Here is a 21429-nt window from a genome sequence, read left to right on the forward strand (position 1 = left end):
AAGGGAGGGCAAAGGCCCATGGCACAAGCCACCCATCGCCAGATTGCGGTCGTCCTTGATGAGCTGGCCGAAGAAGTCGAAGCACTTGGCTCCGCCCTGTGCGACGACATGAGCGTGGCCATCAACCACATGGACAAGCTCCAGGCGATCGACCTTATCGCGCAGAAGCAGCGCACGCTCGCTCGTCTCCTGCTGGCTGATCGCCCTGCTGACGCGATAGAACGCATCGCGATCGACGTCCTGCGTGACCGGATGCGCCTTTCGGGCTGATTCCAACCGACACATGGCTTTGGTCGGCCCGCGCATGTCGTTGGTCGAGCCTGTCGCGTCAGCCCTGCAGAGTTGCGCCATCGGCGGGGCATGAAGTTTCTATCGAAACAAATCCCGCTGCTGTGCGGTTGCGCCATGCTTGCCCTTGCCATGCCGGTGCGCGCCGCAGAGGAAGCCCCCGAAACTGCCCCTCCCGCCGCCCAGACGACCGGCAGCCGCAGCACGTTCACGCCCAAGGACTTCGAACGCTTCGCCCCGCGCAATGCCCTGGACATGCTGCGCCAGGTTCCGGGCTTCACCATCCGCGAAGGCGAGGAAGCGCGAGGCCTCGGCCAGGCCAGCGGCAACGTGCTGGTCAACTCCAAGCGCCTGTCATCCAAGTCGGACGATATCTGGACCCAGCTTTCGCGCATCCCGGCCTCCACCGTCGAGCGTATCGAACTGGTCGATGGCGCCAAGCTCGACATCCCCGGCCTCACGGGACAGGTCGCCAATGTCGTTGCCCGCTCCTCCAGCTTTTCCGGCCAGTTCCGCTACAGCCCGGAATACCGCGCACACTATGCAGACCCGCGCTACACCAACGGCGAAGTGTCGGTATCGGGCCGCCAGGGGCCGGTCGAATACACAATCAGCCTCACCAACAACGCCAATCGCGGCGCAGCCGGTGGGCCGACGATCATCACCGACCGCAACGGCGCGGTGATCCAGACCCGCGAGGACGTCGTCAAGGCCAACCGCGATGATCCCAAGCTCGCTGTGCGCCTGACCATCGACGGCCCCGGCTCGTCCATCGCCAACCTCAACGGCTCGTTCCAGCGCGTGCCCCGCCGGTTCACCGAACACTCGGTACGTACCAATGTCGATGGCTCGACCGTGGTGCGCGACCTGATTGACAAATCCTCCGCCCGCAATTGGGAAATCGGCGGCGATTACGAGTTCGCGCTTGGGCCCGGCCGCCTCAAGCTGATCGGCCTCAACCGCGAGGAGCACGAGCCCTACAGCCAGCAGGTCGTGACCACGTTTGGTGACGGCTCGCCCGCTGTGGGTGACCGGTTCGCCCAGACCGGCGACAGCAGCGAGCGCATCGTTCGCAGCGAATATTCCTGGAAGATGCTGGGCGGAGACTGGCAACTCGCGGGAGAAGGCGCGTTCAATTCGCTGCGCAACGTCGCCAGCCTTGCCGAACTCGATGACACCGGCCAGTTCGTGGAGATCCCCTTCCCCGAAGGCACCGGCGGCGTGAAAGAAGACCGCTATGATGCCAGCCTCTCATTCAGCCGCCCGCTTTCCAGCACCCTGACCTTGCAGCTGATCGCCGGCGCCGAGAAATCGACGCTGATGCAGACTGGCGCGACAGGCCCCAACGGCAACCTCAGCCGCTCGTTCTTCCGGCCCAAGGGCTCGCTCTCGCTGGGCTGGAAGGCCGCAAAAAGCCTCGATGTCTCGTTCAAGATCAAGCGCTCGGTCGGCCAGCTTTCGTTCTACGACTTCCTTGCCCGCCGCTTCCTCGATGATGGCAATGCCAACAGCGGCAACGCCGATCTCGTGCCGCAGCAGGACTGGTCGGCCGAACTCGAACTCAATCGCACCTTCGGCAAGCTGGGCTCGACCAAGCTGCGCCTCGTCGGCCGCAATGTGCAGGATTACGTGACCGTGATCCCGATCGGCACGAACGGCGAATCCATCGGCAACGTCGGATCGGCGCAGGAACGGCAGATCGTAAGCAACACCACGCTGCAGTTCGATCCGCTTGGCTGGAAAGGCGCGCGGCTCGATTTCAACGTCGAGCTGACCTTCACCAAGCTGCGCGATCCGTTCGATCCCGCCAACCACATCCCCTATGGCGGCATCACCGACCGCTACTGGGAGCTGAACTTCCGCCAGGACTTCCAAGGTACGGACTGGGCGGCAGGCGCATCCTACGAATACAACCACCAGTCGCTCTACCATCGCCGCTTCGAGCGTGGTCGCGCCTATGAAGGACCGGTGTTTGCCGGAGTCTACATCGAGCACAAGAACGTCATGGGCCTGACGGTGAAAGCGAGCGCCAACAACCTGCTCAATGGCCGCCAGCGCTGGGACCGCGAGGTCTTCGCCGGCCCCCGCCCCAACTCGCCCATTGCCTTCGTCGAGACCCGCGATCGCCTGATCGGCCCGATCTTCACCCTGACGGTGAAGGGGAGCATCTGAGATTCCTGTTTATCTATAAGGCATTGACTGCCAACCTCAGACGATGACCGAGCAAGCCTCTCCCGCCAGCCGAATAGAAGCCCGCATCGCCGAGCTTGCCGACTGGCGCGGCGAGATGCTCGCTCGAGTGCGGGAGCTTATCCATCGCGCCGACCCGGACGTGATCGAAAGCGTGAAGTGGGCAAAACCCACGAATCCCGCAGGCGTGCCGACTTGGGAGCATGGCGGCGTGATCTGCACCGGCGAGGTCTACAAGGCCGACGTGAAGCTGACTTTCGCCCACGGCGCCGCGCTGCCCGATCCTGATCGCCTGTTCAATGCCAGCCTGACTGGCGGCACGCGCCGTGCCATCGATCTGCGGGAGGGCGATGCGCTTGATGGCGAGGCCTTCGTCGCACTGATTCGTGCGGCGGTGGCGTTCAATCTGGCAAAGGAGCCGGCGCGCAAGCGCTAGGCGAGTTTCCAATAGGTCGCGTAGCGCTGGTGGGCGATCCTGAAGTACGGCAACAGCCGGATAGCCGAGCCATCCGCCGCCGGCAGTTCGAACTCCAGCGGTTTGGCCCTGCTGCGGATCGCTTTCGCCAGATCTTGAGCCTCGCCAGCCAGGTGCGGGACCTTCACCGGTGCATCGTTGTAGGCACCATAGAGCCGCTCGTTGACCACGATGTCGCTACCCTGCGGAACCGGGTCCAGCGCTCCGGCAAGCACTAGCGGCCCATGCTTGAACGCCACGATGTCGTCCACTGCCGGCAGGGCCTGGGCGGTCGTTTCCATCTTCAGTTGCAAAGCAACCGTGTCACCGTTGCGCCATGTCCTGCGCACCGCGAGAAAACGCCCGGGTTCGTTTGACGTCTCGACTTCTGCCCCGTTGACCAGAACGCGGGCCGTCCGGCTCCAGCTGGGGTGACGCAGGTTCAGCGTCGCCTCGAACGGCCGGGCGCACTTCCACCGCAGCAAGGTCTCTGCCCTTTCCGGGAAAGCGGTCTCCTGCGCGAGTTCCGCACCCATGCCGCGCCAGCGCACAGCGGAAGGGATGAACAGATTGACCCAGAGCGCGGCCGCGTCGTGGAAATAGATGGAATCCCGATACTTTACGTGGTTCTCCATGCCTGTTCCGGTGCAGCACCAGAACGAATCCTCGGGCGTGTGGTACAACTTCATGTAGCCCGGCCTTGCGCCCTGGAAGTACGTCGCCATGCCGCTGTCAGGGTCCTGCGAGGCGAGGATGCCGTTGTACAGCGTCCCTTCGTAATAGTCGGCGTACTCCGCCTTGGGTTCAGCCATGAACAGGGCGCGCGTGAGCTTGAGCATGTTGTGCTGGCAGCAGGTCTCCGAACCCTTGGCGGAAAAGACGTGTGCCGCGCCATCTGCGATGGGAAAGAAATGTTCGTTGTCGCCATGCCCCCCGGTGGCGAAGGCCCGCGGGCCGGTGACGGTCTGCCAGAAAAACTGTGCGGCGCGGTGATACTCCGGCGCGCCCGTCACTTCATGAACCCTCTGGAATCCCACGATCTTGGGCACTTGCGTATTGGCATGCAGCCCGTCGAGATGATCGCGGCGTTCTGCCAGCGGACGCAGGATGGTCTTGTGAGAGAAGCGCAGGGCAAGCGTCCGATACTCCGCCTTGCCGGTCATCGCGAAGAGATCGGCATAGATCTCGTTCATGCCGCCATGCTCGGTATCCAGCATCGCTTCGAACGCTTCGTCGGAAAGGTCCCGCGTCGCGATGACGCCCCAGTCCGCGAGCCGCATCAGCACGTCCCTCGCCCTGTCGCTGTCCGCCAGTTGCGCGGCGTCGCGCAGGCCGGCGTAGACCTTGTGCAGCGTGTACCACGGAACCCCGGTGATCTTCTCTCCGCGCAGATGCGCGACCACCAGCGCCGCACCTTTGGGAAAGGCGCAGACGAGGCCTGAACCCGAAGCCTTCTGGCACGCCGCAAGCTCGCTGGCGATGTATTCGATGCGGTTGCGATATTCGGCTTTGCCAGTGGCGCGCCAGGCAAGTGCGCAGGCGGAAAGGTAATGGCCGAGGGTGTGACCGTGGCAATTGATGTCCTCCCAGGTCTTCTCGGACTCCCATCCGCCATAGACCGGCGCGCGCGGCTCGAGCCCCGCATTCCTGCGGAAATTGTGCAGCATCCGGTCAGGCGACAGCCGCAGGAGGTAGGCCTCGGTCATGCGCTGGGCATGGAGAAACGGACTCTCGGCCAGCGTTATGTCAGACATGTCGAAAGGCTGGACCCGGTTCATGGCCTGTGCCCGCCCCGGTTTTGCAGCTGCCGCGAACGCGCTGACATTATGCGAGAACAGGCCAAGCACGCTTGCTCCCTGAAGAAACGAGCGCCGGGTCGCACCAAGGCCGAGGGGGATTACAGTCATGCCTGCCACTTGCAAGAGTTCGGAATTAGTCAGACTAACTTCCAAGAGCGGACTTGTCACTACTGTGGTCAAGCGCGCAGAATGCCGCATGTCCTTGACCCTGCGTCGCTCCCCGCGCAAAGCTTCCACGCATGTGGCAGCTACATCAATTTCCCCTATGTCCGTTCAGCCGCAAGGTGCGCCTTCTCCTCAGCGAGAAGGGCGTGGCCTATGATCTCGTGCGGGAGAACCCGTGGGAGCGGACCGAGGCGTTCGGGAAGCTGAGCCCCGCCTATCGCACTCCGGCAATCCAGAACCCTGAACGCGGCGTGGTTCTGGCCGACAGCCGCGCGATCTGCGAGTATTTCGAAGAGACCGTCGACAAGACGCCGATGATCAACGGCACGGCGGTGAACCGCGCGGAGATCCGCCGTCTGGTGGCCCTGTTCGACGAGAATTTCTATGCCGACGTCACGTTGCCCCTGCTGGAAGAGCGGATGAAGAAGCGGCTGGTCTATCGCAGCCCGCCAGACAGCAAGCGGTTGCGCGATTCAATGCGGCTGGCCGATGAGCACTTGTATTATATCGATTATCTGATCGACAACCGGCCCTGGCTGGCAGGCTCGACGATGAGCCTTGCCGATCTTGCCGCCGCCGCGCAGATCTCGGTGGCCGACTATCTCGGCGGGATCGACTGGTCGGGGCACGAGCAGGCGCGCGGGTGGTATTCGGTGTTCAAGAGCCGCCCCAGCTTCCGCCCGCTCCTGGCCGAGCGCATGGACGTGATCCAGCCGCCGAGCCACTATGCCGACGTGAACGCGTGACGAAACCGGGGTTTTCCAACTCACCCCTGACTCACCCCCAACTCCCGGGGGCAAAGCGGCAACTCTCGCGAACTCCCCCGCAACTCCGGGGCGCAAGGTCACAACCCGTGGTAGTCCTTGTACCACTTCACGAAGTTGGGCACCCCGACCTCGATGCTCGTCGTCGGACGATAGCCAAGGTCGCCTGAAATCGCATCGATGTCGGCGAAGGACTGGCGGACGTCGCCGGGCTGCATCGGCATCAGATTCATCTCGGCCTTGCGCCCCAGCTGCTCCTCCAGAATCGCGATGACCTTCATCAGGTGCTCGGACTTGTGGTTGCCGATGTTGTAGAGGCGGTGCGGTTTCTCGCTGCCCCCGGCCTTGACCGAACCGTCGTCCGGCGGCGGGTTGTCGAGGCAGGCGATGACGCCGCTGACGATGTCGTCAACATAAGTGAAATCGCGGTACATGTCGCCGTGGTTGAAGACGTTGATCGGCTCGCCCGCCAGAATTGCCTTTGTAAACAGCCATATCATCATGTCGGGGCGGCCCCATGGGCCATAGACGGTGAAGAAGCGCAGGCCTGTCAGCGGCAGGCGGTAGAGGTGGGCGTAGGTCTCGCTCATCAGTTCGTCCGCCTTCTTGGTGGCGGCGTAGAGCGAGAGCGGGTGATCAACGCGGTCGTCCACCGAGAAGGGAAGCTTTGTATTTCCACCATAAACCGAGGAGGAACTGGCATAGACCATGTGCTCCGCGCCGCGATGGCGGGCGACTTCGAGAAGGTTGAGGTGGCCGACGAGGTTGGACTGCACATAGGCGTGCGGATTCTCGATCGAATAGCGCACCCCGGCCTGCGCGCCGAGGTGGACGATGCGTTCGAACTGCTTGCCTTCCAGCGCGGCGACAAGGCCTGCGTGATCGCTGAAGTCATTGCGACAGAACGAGAAACGCGAACCGCCCTGCTCCACCAGCCGGGCGAGGCGCGCTTCCTTGAGGCTGACGTCGTAATAATCGTTGACGATGTCGACGCCGACGACCTCGTCTCCCCGCGCGAGCAGGCGGGTGATGAGCGAATAGCCGATGAAGCCGGCGGCTCCGGTAACGAGGACTTTCACGTTGGCTTCACTTTCGAATCAAGCAGTTGATCCCCCGCGCAGGCGGGGGCCTCAGTCGGTTTATGCTGGCGTTCCGTCAGAACACCGAGGTCCCCGCCTTCGCGGGGACGCAGGGTAAAGGGATAAATTAGAGTTTCCAGTCGGCGCGGTCACCCAGCACGCCCTTGAGGTCCGCCAATGTGCCGCCCGGCGCCACCAGTGACGCGATGCGGTCTGCTCCTGCGGCAAGGTAGTACTTGTGCGGCACGGCGAGGAAGACGAGGTCGAAGGTCTGATCGAAGGCGTCGCCCGCCAGCTCTATGCCGTATTCGAGCATGGCCTCGGCGTTGTCGGCATGGGGATCATGGACGGCGACCTTGTGGCCGAGCGCTTGGAGTTCGGCGACGACATCGGCGACCTTGGAATTTCGCAGGTCCGGCACGTTTTCCTTGAACGTCAGGCCAAGGACGAGGACCGTGCCCGGCTTGCCGCCGCGCTGGGCATGGAGTTGCTGCGCGACCCATTGCGCCATGCCATCGTTCACCCCGCGCCCGGCGAGAATCACCTGGGGATCGTGGCCGAGGGCTTCGGCGCGGGCCGAGAGGTAATAGGGATCGACGCCAATGCAGTGCCCGCCGACCAGGCCGGGGGTGAAGGGCAGGAAGTTCCACTTGGTGCCGGCGGCGGCGAGCACGTCCCAGACCGAGAGGTCCATCTTCGAGAAGATCTGGGTGATCTCGTTCATGAAGGCGATGTTGATATCGCGCTGGGCATTCTCGATCACCTTGGCGGCTTCGGCAGCCTTGATCGAAGCGGCGCGGAACACGCCGCCAGACGTGATCGCGCCATAGAGATCGGCCACGCGATCGAGCACTTCGGGCGTCTGGCCGGAGACGACCTTGGTGATGCGCTCGATGGTATGTTCGCGATCACCGGGGTTGATGCGTTCCGGGCTGTAGCCGAGGAAGAAGTCCTGACCGCACTTGAGGCCGGAAACTTCCTCGAGAATCGGACCGCAGATGTCTTCGGTTACACCCGGATAGACGGTGCTTTCGAACACGACGACAGGCGCGCGCCCTTCCTTGACGGCAGCGGGCAGCATCTTGCCGACCGTCCGCGAGGCGGATTCGACAAGGCGCAGGTCGGGTCGATTCTGGTTGTCGATGGGCGTTGGCACGGTGACGATGTAGAAGTCGCTCGGCGGGCAGACCCCGGCATCGCAAGTGAGGCCAAGGCTCGACATCGAAAGCAGCGCCGGCTCGATCTCGCGTGTGCGGTCATGCCCTTCGGACAATTCCGAAATGCGCTGGACGTCGATGTCGAAGCCGGTGACGAAGAACTTCTTGGCGAGCGCGACAGCCAGCGGCAGGCCGACGTAACCAAGGCCGAGCACGGTGACGCGGGTAGTCGCCGAAACCAGCGGATCGAGGCCCCGAGGGTGACCGGGAACTGGAGCAGGAGCAAGCGTCGGGAACTGGACTGTCACGGGACAGGCGGCCTTTCATGGTTGACGCTTGAAGCGCCGGATCGCCGCCTTGCTTAAATCGAGGCTCTTATTTCACGGTTAACACTCAGCCGATATTGGAAGCGCCATGACGGAAAAGGCCATCCTCCCAAAGACGATCCTCGTGGTGTTTGGCACCCGCCCCGAAGCGATCAAGATGTTTCCCGTGGTCCACGCGCTTGCGGCCGATCCGCGCACGCGCGTTGTGACCTGCGTATCGGCGCAGCATCGCGGAATGCTGGATCAGGTGCTGGAGATTGCCGGGATCGTGCCGGAATACGACCTCGATCTGATGAAGCCGGACCAGACGCTCGACGGGCTGACGGCTGCGCTGCTGACGGAACTGGGCAAGGTGATGGATCAGGTGAACCCCGACTGGGTGGTGGTTCAGGGCGACACCGCGACCGCGATGGCCGGCGCCTTGGCCGCCTATTATCGCAAGCTGCCGGTGGCCCATGTCGAGGCGGGGCTGCGCAGCCACAACATCTATCACCCCTGGCCCGAGGAGGTGAACCGCAAGATCATCGGCACGATTGCCAGGCTGCACTTTGCGCCGACCGATGTTTCGGCAGCGGCGCTGCTGGCGGAGAATGTCGATGCCAAGGGCGTACACGTGACCGGCAACACGGTGATCGATGCGCTCCAATGGGTTTCGGCAAAGATCGAGGCCGAACCGGCGCTTGCTTCCGGGCTTGCCGAAATCGAGGCGCGGTTTGCGGGGAAGCGCGTGATCGGGGTGACCAGCCATCGCCGCGAGAACTTTGGCGGGGGGCTGGAGAACATTGCCGAGGCCGTGCGGCAGATTGCTGCGCGCGAGGACGTGGCAGTGGTGTTTCCGGTCCACCCCAATCCCAATGTGCGCAAGGTGATGGACGCGGCGCTCAACGGTCTGCCCAACGTGGCAATGATCGAGCCGCTGGATTACCCGCACTTCGCCCGCCTTCTGTCCGTGGCCGAGATCATGCTGACCGATTCGGGCGGCGTGCAGGAAGAGGCCCCTGCGCTGGGCAAGCCGGTGCTGGTCATGCGCGAGACGACCGAGCGGCCCGAAGGCGTGACTGCCGGGACCGCGAAGCTGGTCGGCACCGACGTGGACACCATCGTTACCGAAATCTTCACCCTGCTCGACGATAAGGCTGCCTATTCGGCCATGGCGCGTGCGCACAACCCGTTCGGGGATGGGCAATCGGCGCGCCGTATCGTGGAGTTGCTGGCGAATGATGGGTGATGTGAAGCCGGACGTCTGTGTTGTCGGGCTCGGCTATATCGGACTTCCAACCGCTGCCATCATAGCCCGCGCAGGGTGCAAGGTGCTCGGCCTCGACGTGTCGGAGCACGTGGTCGACACGATCAACCGGGGCGAGATCCATATCGAGGAAGTCGACCTTGATGGCCTCGTCCATGGCGTGGTGCAGCGCGGGCTGCTGCGCGCATCGACGCAGATCGCGCCGTCCGACGTTTTCGTGATCGCGGTGCCGACACCGTTCGAGAAGGACGGACATCACACGCCGGACATTTCCTATGTGCTTGCGGCAGCGACGCAAGTTGCGGCGGTGCTCAAGGCAGGCGACACGGTGATTCTCGAATCGACCTCGCCTGTCGGCACGACTGAGCAGATGCGGGATCTGATGGCGGGGCTGCGGCCCGACCTCAAGTTCCCCGGAAAGACGAAGGAGACGCCCGACGTTTCCATCGCCTATTGCCCGGAGCGCGTGCTGCCGGGACGCATTCTCGAGGAACTGACCAACAACGACCGTTCGATCGGCGGCATCACCCCGCGTTGCGCGCGCAAGGCGCTGGCGTTCTACAAGCGCTTCGTGCGCGGGACCTGCGTGACGACCGATGCGCGCTCGGCCGAGATGACCAAGCTGGTCGAGAACGCCTATCGCGACGTGAACATCGCCTTTGCCAACGAGCTTTCGATGGTGGCGGACCGGATGGGGCTGGACGTGTGGGAAGTGATCCGGCTGGCCAACCGCCATCCGCGCGTGAACATCCTGCAGCCCGGCCCTGGCGTAGGCGGGCACTGCATTGCGGTGGACCCGTGGTTCATCGTGGCGGGCGCTCCTGATGAAACCCCATTGATCCGCACCGCGCGCAACGTGAACGATGGCAAGATGCACCATGTCGTCGCCAAGGCCTCGGCGCTGGTCGAGGCCCATCCGGGCGTGATGGTTGCCTGCCTGGGGCTGGCGTTCAAGGCCAACATCGACGATTTCCGCGAGAGCCCGGCGCGCTATGTGGCGGCGAGCCTGGCACGCAAGTTCGGCAGCCGGATCAACGTGGTGGAGCCCTATGCGGGCCAGTTGCCGCGCGAGTTCGAGGGAACGGGTGCGGTGCAGATCGACCTCGATACCGCGCTGGAGGAGTGCGGCGTGCTGATCGTGCTGGTGGACCACGATGTGTTCAAGGTGGTGCCGCTGGCCGAGCGTTCGGGCAAGGCCGTCTACGATACGCGCGGGATCTGGCCGGATCAGCCGGGGGTTGATGTGGCTGGTGCGGGGTTGCGGCTGGCGAGTTGAGGCCGTCCGCTAATCAGTAAAGAAACTCGTCACCCCAGACCTGATCCGGGGTCCCGCTTTTTTCAGTTTCAGCTCGGCCAAGAAGGCAGCGGGACCCCGGGTCAAGCCCGGGGTGACGGTGACGCTCGGTTATTGCCTGGAGACCGCGTTCGGCATCTGCTGGCTGGCGCAGTGGAAGCCGCCGCCGCCTGCGAGGACGGCATCGCCCATCAGGCCGATGGTGGCGCGGTCGGGGAAGAGTTCGGCGATAGCGGCGACGCCATCTTCATCGTGGGGCGAGCCGAAGATCGGCACAACCACGAGGTTCGTGGTGATGACGAAGTTCATGTAGCTGGCAGGCTGGATCATGTCGCCCCACTCGATGCGGCCCGGCGACGGAACTTCGACCACGTCCACGCTCGCGGCCTGGGCGCGGGCCTTGGCGTCGGCATAGATCGCCGCGTTTGGGTCGTTCGGGCCGGTAGCGCGGGGGAGCGCGAGGCGGTTCGGGCCGACGAAGCGGGCGAGATTGTCGACGTGGCCATCGGTGTGGTCGTTGATCAACCCGTCGCCCAGCCAGAGGACGCGGGTGTAGCCGAGATCGCGGTTGAGGCGCATCTCGAGGTCCGCGCGGGTCAGGTGCGGGTTGCGATTGGGGTTGAGGAGGCACTGTTCGGTCGTGGCGACGAGGCCTGTGCCATCGCCATCCAGCGCACCGCCTTCGAGAATCCAGTCAGCCTTCGAGGATTCGAGGTCGGCCGAAACGGCGAGATCCGCACCGATTTCCTGATCGCCCGGCATCAGATACTTCTCGCCCCAGCCGTTGAAGCCGAACAGGCGGGCGCTGCGATTGGCCGCTTCATCGAGCACGACGAGCGGGCCGGTATCGCGCAGCCAGACATCACCATAGGTGCGGCGTTCAAGCTTTACCGCCGCAGAGACCAGCGACTTTGCGCGCATTTCGTTGGCGGCATCGCGCACGACAAGGCGCACTTCCTGGCCGCTGTCGGCGACGGCGCTGGCGAAGGCAGCAATCTGCTCCTGCGCCTTGTCGATCACCCCCGACCATTCCTCGGCGAGGTGCGGGAAGCCGATCCACAGCCAGTCCTGAGGGTGCCATTCGGGGGGCATGGTGAAGTGGGCGGTCATGGCTGTCTGGTCCGGAATCCGAGGAATTGGCCCCGCGCCTTAGAGCAGAAGGCGGGCGTTTTCCATGGCGCTTGATCACGCGCGGCAAGCGGGGCATTCGGGACGGACGATGACCGATTTCCCAAGCGCCCTTGCCCGCGCGCGTGCGCACTCCCCGTTTCTGTCGATGGCGCTTGGCCGCTTGCCTGAGGTCGAGTCCTTGCTGGCGGCAGGGGATATCGAAGGGGCGCTGGCCCGGGCCAAGGCTGCCGGCTCTGGCATCGAGGATGCCGCCGTGGCGCTGCGGCGGGAGCGGATGGCGCTGGCGCTGGTGGTGGCAATCGGCGATCTGGCGGGGGCGTTTCCGCTGGGGCGCGTGGTGGCGGAGCTATCGGACTTTGCCGACCGGTCGCTCGACGCGGCAATTGCGGCGGCGATCCGGCGGCGCGTGCCGGATGCGGACAGCACCGGATTTACCGCCATAGCGCTGGGCAAGCACGGGGCGCAGGAGCTGAACTATTCATCGGACATCGATCCGATCCTGCTTTACGATCCCGATGTCCTTCCACGGCGCGAGCGCGACGATCCAGCCGATGCGGCGCAGCGCGTGGCGCGGTCGCTGATGGAGATCATGTCTGCGGTGACGGGCGATGGCTATGTCTTCCGGGTGGACTTGCGATTGCGGCCCGCCTCGGAGGTCAGCCCCCTCGCCCTGCCGTTCGAAGCGGCTATCACGCATTACGAATCGAGCGCGCTGGCGTGGGAACGGGCGGCCTATATCCGGGCGCGGGCGGCTTCGGGAGATGTGGCGCGGGGACAGGCCTTCCTCGATACGATCCGGCCCTTCGTGTGGCGGCGCAGCCTCGATTTCGGGGCGATTGCCGAGATCGGGCGGCTGACCACGCGGATCCGCGATCACTATTCGGCGGGGCAGGCGATCGGGCCGGGCTATGACCTGAAGCGCGGGCGCGGCGGGATTCGCGAGGTCGAGTTCTTCGCGCAGACGCACCAGCTGATCCATGGCGGGCGCAATCCCGCGCTGCGGCTCCGGGGTACGCGGGCGAGCCTTGATGCGCTCGCCGAAGCCGGGATCATCGGGGCCGAGGATGCCGCCGTGATGGGCGAGAGCTATGACCGGCTGCGGACGCTGGAGCACCGCTTGCAGATGGTGGCGGACCAGCAGACGCATTCGCTGCCGGGAGATGCGGCCGCGCTCGATGGCGTGGCGCGGCTGGACGGGCTGGCAGATGGCGCGGCGCTGGTGGCGGAACTGACGGCGATTTCGGACACGGTCGGGCGGCGGTTCGATGCGCTGATCGAGACGTATGCGCCGACGGGCGCGGTGCAAGTGGAGGTGCCGGATCAGTCCGACCCGGTAGTCGATCGCTTTGCCGAGCGGGTGCAGGCCTGGGAGGGCGGGCAGTACCGTTGCCTGCGCTCCGCCGAGGCGCGCGAGGCGTTTGCGCGGATCCGGCCGCAGCTGCTGCGTGCGCTGTGCGGGGCGCCGGACCCGGAGCGGGCACTGCTGCGGTGGGAACACCTGCTGGAGGGATTGCCGAGTGCGATCAACGTGTTCCGCCTGCTGGAGGCGCGGCCGGGATTGCTGGTCGTCGTCATGCGAGTGCTGGCCCACGCACCGACCCTGGCGGACGAGCTGGCGCGACGGTCGGACCTGCTCGACATCCTGATCGACCGGTCGGCGTTCGACCTGCCGGGCAGCGTTGCCGAGATTGCGGCCGAGCTTTCGCGCGGGGAAGCAGGGGACGATTACCAGCGGCTGCTCGATGCAGTGCGCCTGCGCGTGGGCGAGATGCGCTTTGCGCTGGGGGTGCAGCTGGTTGAAGGGCAGCGCGATCCGCTTGAGGTGGCAGCGGCGCTGAGCCGGGTGGCCGAGGCTTCGATCGAGGTGCTGGGCCGTGCGGCGATCGAGGAGTTTCGTGTCAATCACGGTGTGGTGCCGGAGAGCGATCTGGCGATCCTCGGCCTCGGGCGGCTGGGCGGTGCGGCGCTGACGCACGCATCGGACCTTGATCTGGTGTTCCTGTTCAGCGGCGATCATGCGAGCGAATCCGACGGGCGCAGGCCGTTGGGGGCGACGCTGTACTACAACCGGCTGGCGCAGCGGGTGATCGCCGCGCTTTCGGTGCCGACGGCGGCGGGCGCGCTTTACGAGGTGGACACGCGGCTGCGGCCTTCGGGGGCGCAAGGGCCAATCTCCGTAAGCCTCGACAGCTTCGAGAAGTATCAGTGCGAGGATGCCTGGACGTGGGAGCACATGGCACTGTGCCGGGCGCGGGCGATGTTCGGGACCGACGCGGACCGGGCGGCGCTTTCGGCGATCATCGCGCGGGTGCTGGAGCGCCCGCGTAACCCGGAAAAGCTGCGCGCCGATGTGCTGGAAATGCGCAGGACCATGGCTGAGCACAAGCCGGCCAAGGGCCCTCTCGACGTGAAGCTGGCGCGGGGCGGGCTGGTGGACATCGAATTCATGGTCCATTTCCTGCAATTGCGCGACCATCTGGCGCAGACGCCGGATCTTGGCGCGGCGGTGCAGGCGCTCGAAGACCTTGGGCTGCTGCCCGCCGGCATGCGGCAGGCGCATGACCTGCTGGCGCGATTGCTGGTGGTGGTGCGGCTGGTTGCCCCTGATGGCATGTTCCCGCCAGAAGCGAGCCGGGGCATCGTCGCGCGGTCCTGCGGCCTGGAAAGCTGGGACGCGCTGCTGGATGCGGTGCTGGCAGCACGGCATTGCGTGGGCCGTGGCTGGGCGCAGGTGTTCGATATTCAACTGGAGATTGCATGATGAGCGAGCGGATCGGAACGGGCGAGGCATTCCCCGACATCGCGATGACCAAGCCCGATGGCGGCAGCGTGAAGGCTTCGGATTTCGCAGGGCGCAAGCTGGTCGTGTTCTTCTACCCCAAGGACGACACACCGGGCTGCACCACCGAGAACAAGGACTTTTCGGCGCTTCATGGCGAGTTCGAGGCCGCGGGCGTTGCCGTCCTCGGCGTCAGCAAGGACCCGCCGCAGAAGCATGCCAAGTTTGCCGAAAAGCACGCGCTTGTCGCGCCGCTCGCCAGCGATGCCGAGGAAGGCGGGGTTTCTGACGCGCTGGGGATCTGGACCGAGAAGTCGATGTACGGACGCACCTACATGGGCATGGAGCGCACGACCTATCTTGTCGGCACGGATGGCAAGATTGCGCAGGTGTGGAACAAGGTGAAGGTCAAGGGCCACGCCGAGGAAGTGCTGGCTGCAGCCAAGGCGCTCTGACCGGCAACACGAGCAATGAACGCACCTACCCTCGCCCGCGCCATCCGCGCGGTGATGCTGACGCCTGAGCCGCAGGACAAGGTCATGGCAGCGCGCGACGTGGTGCGCCGCTGGCGTGGCGGTGAGCTGGCGATGGTGTTCGACGTGGCGATGCCTGACTATCCGGCCCGGCCAGACAAGCCGGAGCTGCTGCCGCCCAGTGCCATGCCCAAGCGCGGGCGCGGATCGGCGCACGGAAGGCTCGCCCTGCTTCATGCGCTGGCGCACATCGAATTCGTGGCGATCGACCTGGCGCTGGATGCGGCGGGACGATTCGGTGCGGAGATGGGGCGGCAGTTCGTCGACGACTGGCTGTCGGTCGCAGCGGACGAAGCGATGCATTTCGCGCTGATTTCCCGCCGCTTGCGCACGCTGGGCAGCTTCTATGGAGCGATGCCGGCGCATGACGGATTGTGGGATGCGGCGCGCGAGACCGCGCACGATGTGGCGGCTCGGCTGGCCGTGGTGCCGATGGTGCTGGAAGCACGTGCACTGGATGTGACGCCCGCTACCGTCGAGCGGTTTCTGGCAGGCGGTGACGATCGCTCTGCCCGCATCCTGCAAAGAATCGTTGACGATGAAATTCGCCATGTGCGGTTCGGCACAACACATTTCACCGCAGTCTGCCAGACGAGGGGCGAATCCCCCGCGGACCTTTGGAAAACCTTGCTCCAGCAGCACTTTCGCGGTGCCGTTAAGCCACCGTTCAACGACTCGGCGCGTCGATCAGCCGGTTTGTCGCGCGAAATGATGGCAGGGGTTGCCTGCCAGTAACCTGCCCCGCATACCCCAATTCACGAGATGGCGGGGGGTTCCGACCAACTCTGAAAAATCCCGGGCGACAGGCCGCACGTCTGTCTGTTGCCGCAAATCGGGTTCGCTCTGGGGGTTTCAGGGCTTGCTGCTTCACGGCCTAACGCCGGAAGCGGAGAGCCGAGAAAAAGGTCGTACGGGTCGTAATGTTGTTCAACACAAACACCTTCAAGACTGTATTCAGCGCCCTTACGGCAGTTGTTGCATTCTCTTCCGCGCCGGCATTCGCAAACAGCGCCGCTTCCGCAGACATCGCCGCCCCGCTTCGCGCTGCCGAAGCCGCCAAGGCAGGCGTCTCGGCCGATCGCGGTGACGAAGAATTCCGCCGCCTCTTCGCCAGCTGGCAGCAGCTCGACAACGGCATCCTGCCTTCCTCGAAGCCGACCACCATCCGCAAGGCATCGGTTTCGATCCCGTCGCTGGCGCCTGTGGCGATGACCCGCCTTTCGAGCGGCTATGGCATGCGCGAACATCCTGTGCTCGGCGGCCGCCGCGCCCACAAGGGCATCGATCTTTCCGCACCGACCGGCACCCCGATCCGCGCCAGCGCCGATGGCGTCGTGGAAAAGGCTGAATGGTTCGGCGGCTACGGCCTGTTCGTCGGTCTCGATCACGGCGGTGGCATGGAAACCCGTTATGGCCACATGTCGCGCGTGGCGGTTGCCGAAGGGCAGCAGGTCCGCAAGGGCGACATCATCGGCTACGTCGGTTCGACCGGCCGTTCGACCGGCCCTCACCTCCATTATGAAGTCCGCGTTTCGGGCGAAGCTGTGAACCCGCTGCCCTACATGCAGGGCAAGGGCGACGCGCTTTATGCCTCGAACGACAAGGCCGAAGGCCGCGGCGGTCCGGAAGAATAAGGAACAGGGTCGCCAAAGACCCGTTTCATCACGGAGCATCTTGGAGAGGATGCGGAAAAGGGCGCCGGTGACGGCGCCCTTTTCTGTTTGTGCCTCAGGCTTTGCGCAAACTTCGCCTGACGGCGAATGCCCACCCCCAGCCCCTCCCGCCTGCGGGAGGGGGAGTTCAAGCACCTCTTCAGTCCGGCAGCAGCGTCGCCAAAGCTCTTGCGATGTTGCCGATGGTATAGGGCTTCTGCACCACCGGGCGGGCGCGGTGGACGTCTGGAAACTTTGCCTGTTCGCCATATCCGGTTGCGAACATGAAAGGCACTTCGCGTTCATGCAGGACATCGGCAATCGGGAAGCTGGTGCCGATGCCGAGATTGATGTCGAGCAAGGCGATGGTCGGCCGGGCTGCGTCGATCAGATCGAGGGCGGCGTCGACAGAGCCTGCGGTCACGACAGATTCGGCGCCAAGACGGGAGAGGATATCCTCGGCATCGAGCGCGATGATCAGGCTGTCCTCGACCAGCAGGACACGCTGACCGGTGAGCAGGTTCTGCGGAGGTTCCTCGACGTGGCCGGGGCCTGACTTGGGAAAATGGATCACGCGCGCTGCACCCGAGGCCTCGGCAACGTGGCGCTTGGGAATGCAGAAGTCGGCCTCGAACCCGTTTTCCTGAAAGCGCACCGCAGCCTCGCCGCCGAGATCGTAGGGCACCGAGCGCTGGATGATCGTGGTGCCGAAGCCCTGCCGCTGCGGTTCGCGCACGGGCGGACCGCCAACCTCGCGCCATGCGACCAGAAGGTCACCCTTGGCTGAGAAATTCCAGGCGATCGTGACATGACCATCGGGGACCGAGAGGCTGCCGTACTTGCTGGAATTGGTGACGAGTTCGTGAAGGACCAAGGCCATCGTCGAATAGGCGAGCGGATTGAGCATGACCTGCTCGCCCGAACTGCGGATGCGCCTGCTGTCCACCATGAACGTCGCCGCCTCGGCGTCGATGAGGGATTGCAGTGGCGCCGGGCCCCAGTGGTCCTCGGTGATCTGGTTGTGCGCCCTGGCGAGCGCATGGATGCGGCCGTCGATCAGCTTGACGAAGCCCGCCAGCGCCGGATCGCTCGCCTGCGACTGGCGGATGAGGCCACGGATCAGGCCGAGGATGTTGCGGACGCGGTGGTTTAGCTCGGCAATCAGCAGTTCCTGCCGGTCGCTTGCCTGCTGGCGTTCGGCGGTGGCCTCGTCCGACAGGCGCAAAACGACCTCGATCAGAGTGGCGCGCAGGGTTTCGGCTACGCGCAGTTCCGAGGAGGTGAATGGTCTGGACTTGCCCCGGACCAGTTCCTTCCATTCGGCAAAGCTCTCGCGCGGGGACAGTCGCGGGCCGTTGGGGCCGTACTCGACGGGCTTGTGCGGATCTCCTGCCCAGCGGACCGAGCGCACCATCTCTGACCGGAACAGCACGACGTAATCGCGCGGAGAGCGGGAGATGGGGATGGCGAGCAGGCCCGCGACCTTGTCGGAAAAACGATAGGTATCCGGAATCAGCGAGCCGATATGGTCGGTCGCGTAGACCTTGCCGGCGGCAGTGGTGTTCAGCGCGCGGATGATGCGGCGGAAGTCCTCCGTGGGCGGGCACTGGCCGGAGAAGGCATAACCGCCCGAGAGCCAGACGCCCACGCCGTCCGCCGCAATGGCGTGCGTGAGGATGTCGGCCAGCCAGTCGGGATCGCGCAGAAGCGTTTCATCAGAGGCGACAGCCCCGAGCAGCTGGTCGGAGATATCGCGGGCGCGGCGTTCGAACTCCATCGTATCCTGCCGCTCGCGGCTTTCGAGGCGCATGCAGAACATCTGGGCGAACAGCTCTGCCACCGCGCGGCGTTCGAAGTTGGGGTTGTTGGCCGAATAATGATGGCAGGCGAAAAGGCCCCACAACTTGCCATCGACGATGATGGAGATCGACATCGAGGCATCGACGCCCATGTTCTTGAGATACTCGATGTGGATCGGCGAAACCGAGCGCAACAGCGAGAGCGACATGTCGAGCGGGGCGCCGGTCTCGTCCAGCGCGGGAAGCACAGGCACGGGCGTGGCGTGGACGTCGCCGATCACGCGCAGGACGTTGCGCAAGTAGAGCTGGCGCGCCTGGGCCGGAATATCGCTGGCCGGGTAATGCAGGCCGAGGAACTGGCCGATGCCGGGGCGGCAGGCTTCGGCCACGACTTCGCCCGATCCGTCGGGAGCGAAGCGATAGACCATGACTCGGTCGAACTGGATCAGCGCGCGGATCTGGCGGGCACCTTCGCGGTAGAACGCGGTCATGTTCTTGCACTGATCGAGCCGCGCAAACATAGAGCGGACCATGCCGGTGACGTCGCCGAGGCTGCCGCGCGAAGGTTCGGCCTCGATGACGATCTGGCCGCCGCTGTAGTGGACGGCGACGTCGAAGTTGCCCTTGCCCGCGACGAGGGGGACATCGAACATGCGTTCGACCGCGTCTTCGTTGCGGAGCATCGTGGTGCGGTTGCGCAGGTCATGCACGGCCTGCGGCAGGAAAACCTCGTCAAGCGAGCGCCCATAGGTATCGGCAAGCTCCCAGCCGATGAATTCCGGAAGGTTTGCCGAGGCGCGGGCGATCAACCAGTCGGCGGTCAACGCGATGAGGAAGCCGCTGGGCTGAATGGAGCCGATGATGTGGATCGGTTCGCGATCGCAGTTGGTCAGGTCGACCGCGCTGCCAGCGCCCAATGGGTCAGTGCTCAAGGGACGCGAACTCCGGCTTGCGCATGAGCGGCGGCTTCGAAAAGGGCGAACGCCGCGCGGGCAGAGGCAAGGGCTGCCGCCTGGCTTGCGGGAGAGACGAGTTCGTGATCGATCAGCGCGACCAGCGAGCGCCAGCGCGAGGAGTCCGCGTCCGACAGGAAGCGGCAGGGAAGATGCGCGGGCACGCGTCGAGCGAGCATCGCTCCGCCGAGGCGCGAGCCTTCGACGACATAGAGAGCCCCCAGCATCTGCGCCGTTGAGCCAAGCTGCGGCGCCTCCAGTGCCTTGGGAGTGGCGAGGCCGAGGTCCGCGAGGTCGGCGAGGACGCGGCTTGCCCGTCGCCGTTGCGGCCAGTCGCAGACGACCTCCTGCACGCCCGCAGCGGTCAGCGCGGCCTCGATCGGGAGCAAGGCCGACGCCTGGGCGAGAAGGAACGCGCGGTAATCGACAGGATCGCCAAGGTCGAACCGGGCAAAGGCGGCGTCGACGCGATCGTGATCCGGGCGGGTGCTTTCGCGAAGGAGCATGCGGGCCGACTGGCCGGAGAATTCAGGAATCGACAACGGCCACCGACCACAAGACTAACGTTAACGACAATGAACGCACCGCGTGGCAAAAGTTTCCTGCGCCGACTTCAAATCCTGTGCAGATCGCCTGATTCCCGGGCTGAGCCGTGAGCAAGCCCCTCCACAAAGGGCATACGTCATTCGACGCGTATACCTACACGGCGGAGTCTCCATAGTGCGATCCGAAGCGGGGCCTTTTTCCCGCCGCATGGCATGCAGATCGAGGGTCGGCAGATGGCAGGTGTTCAGGTTGGCAATCGGATCATCGGCGCAGACGCGCCAGTGACAGTCGGTTGGGAAAACGTGCCGAAGGTGGAAGGAGGTCCCTTCAAGCGGGCATTCTTCACCTGGTTCCAGCCGGTCACCTTCTTCGGCTTCCTGCTCTTCTGGTACTATGCGCCGAACGAATGGGCCGTGGCATCGACCGGCATTGCCATCGGCATCGGCTTCAAGGTGCTGCTGCTCGCCCTGGAGTGGGTGAACCCGCGCTTCCGTTCATGGCAGCTGACGTGGAAAGAGCTGGTGACCGACCTGTTCTATGTCGGCCTTGGCTACACAGTGTTGCGCATCGTTGACCAGTTCATCGGTTCGGACGCGGTAATCGGCATGTTGCAGAGCAATTTCGATTTCGGCAAGGTGGCGTGGTTCACCGGGCTGCCGCTGCTGCTGCAGGCGTTCCTGATCTCGTTCGTGTTCGACTTCGGCCAGTACTGGATGCATCGCGGCATGCACAACTGGTATCCGCTGTGGCTGACCCATGCGCCGCACCACTTCATCACCCAGCTCAACATCAACAAGGGCGCGGTGGGCAATCCGGTGGAGCTGTTCCTGATCGGCCTCGGCATCGGCGGCTTCTTCGACTTCCTGCCGCGCGCCTTCCTGATCGCGGGCACGTTCGGCCTGGCGGTGAGCACCTATCAGCACATCAACGTGCGCTTCAACACGCCGCGCTGGTGGCGCTTCCTGTTCAACACGACCGAGCATCACAGCGTGCACCACTCGCTCGATTATGAAGCCACGCGCAGCAACTATTCGGGCACGTGGATCATCATCGACCGGATGTTCGGCACCTGCGTCGACGGCGAGGCCGAAGTGCTGGGCATGGAAGGCGGCCGCCGCATGCATATCCGCGAGGTGATGCACTATCCGTTCAGCGAGGCGTGGAAGACGCTGCGGGCGAAGTTTGGTGCCAAATTCGGCAATCACATGGGTGGCGCGCATACGGCGGTTCCGGCGGAATGAGCGGTCTGGCTGCGACATCGCCCTGGACGCAAC

The 21429-nt window shown here is 64.7% G+C and carries 17 protein-coding genes; 11 read left to right on the forward strand and 6 right to left on the reverse strand.

Annotated features, from left to right (window positions below; all coding sequences use genetic code 11):
- The first annotated feature begins 18 nt into the window (after positions 1–18).
- From AC1Q5P_RS11510 to AC1Q5P_RS11520, 3 genes are all read left to right on the forward strand, one after another.
- Positions 19–270 (forward strand): hypothetical protein, encoded by a 252-nt coding sequence (locus AC1Q5P_RS11510; protein WP_039336211.1) that lies wholly within the window; start codon positions 19–21, stop codon positions 268–270.
- Positions 271–360: 90 nt separating this feature from the next.
- Positions 361–2460, forward strand: coding sequence for a TonB-dependent receptor plug domain-containing protein (locus AC1Q5P_RS11515; RefSeq protein WP_492477371.1), 2100 nt, complete (start codon positions 361–363; stop codon positions 2458–2460).
- Positions 2461–2503: 43 nt separating this feature from the next.
- Positions 2504–2914, forward strand: coding sequence for a DUF1801 domain-containing protein (locus tag AC1Q5P_RS11520; protein WP_492518995.1), 411 nt, complete (start codon positions 2504–2506; stop codon positions 2912–2914).
- Here the strand turns inward: AC1Q5P_RS11520 and AC1Q5P_RS11525 are convergent.
- Positions 2911–4839, reverse strand: a complete 1929-nt coding sequence (locus tag AC1Q5P_RS11525; protein WP_492518996.1) for a beta-L-arabinofuranosidase domain-containing protein — start codon at positions 4837–4839, stop codon at positions 2911–2913. The two genes, AC1Q5P_RS11520 and AC1Q5P_RS11525, sit on opposite strands and share 4 nt — an antisense overlap.
- Before the next feature lie 131 nt (positions 4840–4970).
- On the opposite strand from AC1Q5P_RS11525, the gene AC1Q5P_RS11530 reads away from it, so the two are divergent.
- Positions 4971–5642: a glutathione S-transferase family protein gene (locus AC1Q5P_RS11530; RefSeq protein ID WP_039336219.1), complete on the forward strand. Its 672-nt coding sequence runs from the start codon at positions 4971–4973 to the stop codon at positions 5640–5642.
- A gap of 98 nt (positions 5643–5740) precedes the next feature.
- On the opposite strand, the gene AC1Q5P_RS11535 is transcribed toward AC1Q5P_RS11530, so the two are convergent.
- Together AC1Q5P_RS11535 and AC1Q5P_RS11540 are read right to left on the reverse strand one after the other, a co-directional pair.
- Positions 5741–6739, reverse strand: coding sequence for a GDP-mannose 4,6-dehydratase (locus AC1Q5P_RS11535; protein WP_492518997.1), 999 nt, complete (start codon positions 6737–6739; stop codon positions 5741–5743).
- 127 nt (positions 6740–6866) lie between these two features.
- Positions 6867–8204, reverse strand: coding sequence for a nucleotide sugar dehydrogenase (locus AC1Q5P_RS11540; protein ID WP_492477367.1), 1338 nt, complete (start codon positions 8202–8204; stop codon positions 6867–6869).
- A 106-nt stretch (positions 8205–8310) separates the two neighbouring features.
- Here AC1Q5P_RS11540 and wecB point away from each other — a divergent pair, with 106 nt between their 5' ends.
- Together wecB and wecC are read left to right on the forward strand one after the other, a co-directional pair.
- Positions 8311–9450: a non-hydrolyzing UDP-N-acetylglucosamine 2-epimerase gene (gene wecB, locus AC1Q5P_RS11545; RefSeq protein ID WP_492518998.1), complete on the forward strand. Its 1140-nt coding sequence runs from the start codon at positions 8311–8313 to the stop codon at positions 9448–9450.
- Positions 9440–10744, forward strand: a complete 1305-nt coding sequence (wecC, locus tag AC1Q5P_RS11550) for a UDP-N-acetyl-D-mannosamine dehydrogenase (protein WP_193827630.1) — start codon at positions 9440–9442, stop codon at positions 10742–10744. The genes wecB and wecC overlap by 11 nt, the downstream gene beginning before the upstream one ends.
- A 129-nt stretch (positions 10745–10873) precedes the next feature.
- Here wecC and AC1Q5P_RS11555 read toward each other — a convergent pair whose 3' ends face one another.
- Positions 10874–11872 carry an agmatine deiminase family protein gene (locus AC1Q5P_RS11555; RefSeq protein ID WP_492518999.1) on the reverse strand — a complete coding sequence of 333 codons (999 nt, stop codon included), beginning with the start codon at positions 11870–11872 and terminating at the stop codon, positions 10874–10876.
- Positions 11873–11981: 109 nt separating this feature from the next.
- Between AC1Q5P_RS11555 and glnE the strand changes: the two genes are divergently transcribed.
- From glnE to AC1Q5P_RS11575, 4 genes are all read left to right on the forward strand, one after another.
- Positions 11982–14654, forward strand: a complete 2673-nt coding sequence (gene glnE / locus AC1Q5P_RS11560) for a bifunctional [glutamate--ammonia ligase]-adenylyl-L-tyrosine phosphorylase/[glutamate--ammonia-ligase] adenylyltransferase (protein WP_492519000.1) — start codon at positions 11982–11984, stop codon at positions 14652–14654.
- Complete coding sequence (locus AC1Q5P_RS11565; RefSeq protein WP_062345892.1) at positions 14654–15127, forward strand: peroxiredoxin; 474 nt, start codon at positions 14654–14656, stop codon at positions 15125–15127. The genes glnE and AC1Q5P_RS11565 overlap by 1 nt, the downstream gene beginning before the upstream one ends.
- Before the next feature lie 15 nt (positions 15128–15142).
- Complete coding sequence (locus AC1Q5P_RS11570; RefSeq protein WP_193827628.1) at positions 15143–15940, forward strand: ferritin-like domain-containing protein; 798 nt, start codon at positions 15143–15145, stop codon at positions 15938–15940.
- Positions 15941–16125: 185 nt separating this feature from the next.
- Complete coding sequence (locus AC1Q5P_RS11575; protein WP_039336239.1) at positions 16126–16839, forward strand: M23 family metallopeptidase; 714 nt, start codon at positions 16126–16128, stop codon at positions 16837–16839.
- 178 nt (positions 16840–17017) lie between these two features.
- On the opposite strand, the gene AC1Q5P_RS11580 is transcribed toward AC1Q5P_RS11575, so the two are convergent.
- Positions 17018–19588, reverse strand: coding sequence for an HWE histidine kinase domain-containing protein (locus tag AC1Q5P_RS11580; RefSeq protein ID WP_492519001.1), 2571 nt, complete (start codon positions 19586–19588; stop codon positions 17018–17020).
- Complete coding sequence (locus AC1Q5P_RS11585; protein WP_492519002.1) at positions 19585–20115, reverse strand: biliverdin-producing heme oxygenase; 531 nt, start codon at positions 20113–20115, stop codon at positions 19585–19587. The genes AC1Q5P_RS11580 and AC1Q5P_RS11585 overlap by 4 nt, the downstream gene beginning before the upstream one ends.
- 273 nt (positions 20116–20388) lie before the next feature.
- Between AC1Q5P_RS11585 and AC1Q5P_RS11590 the strand changes: the two genes are divergently transcribed.
- Positions 20389–21396 carry a sterol desaturase family protein gene (locus AC1Q5P_RS11590; protein WP_492519016.1) on the forward strand — a complete coding sequence of 336 codons (1008 nt, stop codon included), beginning with the start codon at positions 20389–20391 and terminating at the stop codon, positions 21394–21396.
- Positions 21397–21429 lie beyond the last annotated feature (33 nt).

The sequence above is a fragment of the Novosphingobium sp. GW835-FHT14H07 genome, assembly GCF_058793515.1.

What these genes read in the sequence shown, in the direction of transcription:
- AC1Q5P_RS11510 (WP_039336211.1), top strand. Translation starts at nt 19, where the DNA reads ATGGCACAAGCCACCCATCGCCAGATTGCGGTCGTCCTTGATGAGCTG.
- AC1Q5P_RS11515 (WP_492477371.1), top strand. Translation starts at nt 361, where the DNA reads ATGAAGTTTCTATCGAAACAAATCCCGCTGCTGTGCGGTTGCGCCATG.
- AC1Q5P_RS11520 (WP_492518995.1), top strand. Translation starts at nt 2,504, where the DNA reads ATGACCGAGCAAGCCTCTCCCGCCAGCCGAATAGAAGCCCGCATCGCC.
- AC1Q5P_RS11525 (WP_492518996.1), bottom strand. Translation starts at nt 4,839, where the DNA reads ATGACTGTAATCCCCCTCGGCCTTGGTGCGACCCGGCGCTCGTTTCTT.
- AC1Q5P_RS11530 (WP_039336219.1), top strand. Translation starts at nt 4,971, where the DNA reads ATGTGGCAGCTACATCAATTTCCCCTATGTCCGTTCAGCCGCAAGGTG.
- wecB (WP_492518998.1), top strand. Translation starts at nt 8,311, where the DNA reads ATGACGGAAAAGGCCATCCTCCCAAAGACGATCCTCGTGGTGTTTGGC.
- wecC (WP_193827630.1), top strand. Translation starts at nt 9,440, where the DNA reads ATGATGGGTGATGTGAAGCCGGACGTCTGTGTTGTCGGGCTCGGCTAT.
- AC1Q5P_RS11555 (WP_492518999.1), bottom strand. Translation starts at nt 11,872, where the DNA reads ATGACCGCCCACTTCACCATGCCCCCCGAATGGCACCCTCAGGACTGG.
- glnE (WP_492519000.1), top strand. Translation starts at nt 11,982, where the DNA reads ATGACCGATTTCCCAAGCGCCCTTGCCCGCGCGCGTGCGCACTCCCCG.
- AC1Q5P_RS11565 (WP_062345892.1), top strand. Translation starts at nt 14,654, where the DNA reads ATGAGCGAGCGGATCGGAACGGGCGAGGCATTCCCCGACATCGCGATG.
- AC1Q5P_RS11570 (WP_193827628.1), top strand. Translation starts at nt 15,143, where the DNA reads ATGAACGCACCTACCCTCGCCCGCGCCATCCGCGCGGTGATGCTGACG.
- AC1Q5P_RS11575 (WP_039336239.1), top strand. Translation starts at nt 16,126, where the DNA reads ATGTTGTTCAACACAAACACCTTCAAGACTGTATTCAGCGCCCTTACG.
- AC1Q5P_RS11585 (WP_492519002.1), bottom strand. Translation starts at nt 20,115, where the DNA reads ATGCTCCTTCGCGAAAGCACCCGCCCGGATCACGATCGCGTCGACGCC.
- AC1Q5P_RS11590 (WP_492519016.1), top strand. Translation starts at nt 20,389, where the DNA reads ATGGCAGGTGTTCAGGTTGGCAATCGGATCATCGGCGCAGACGCGCCA.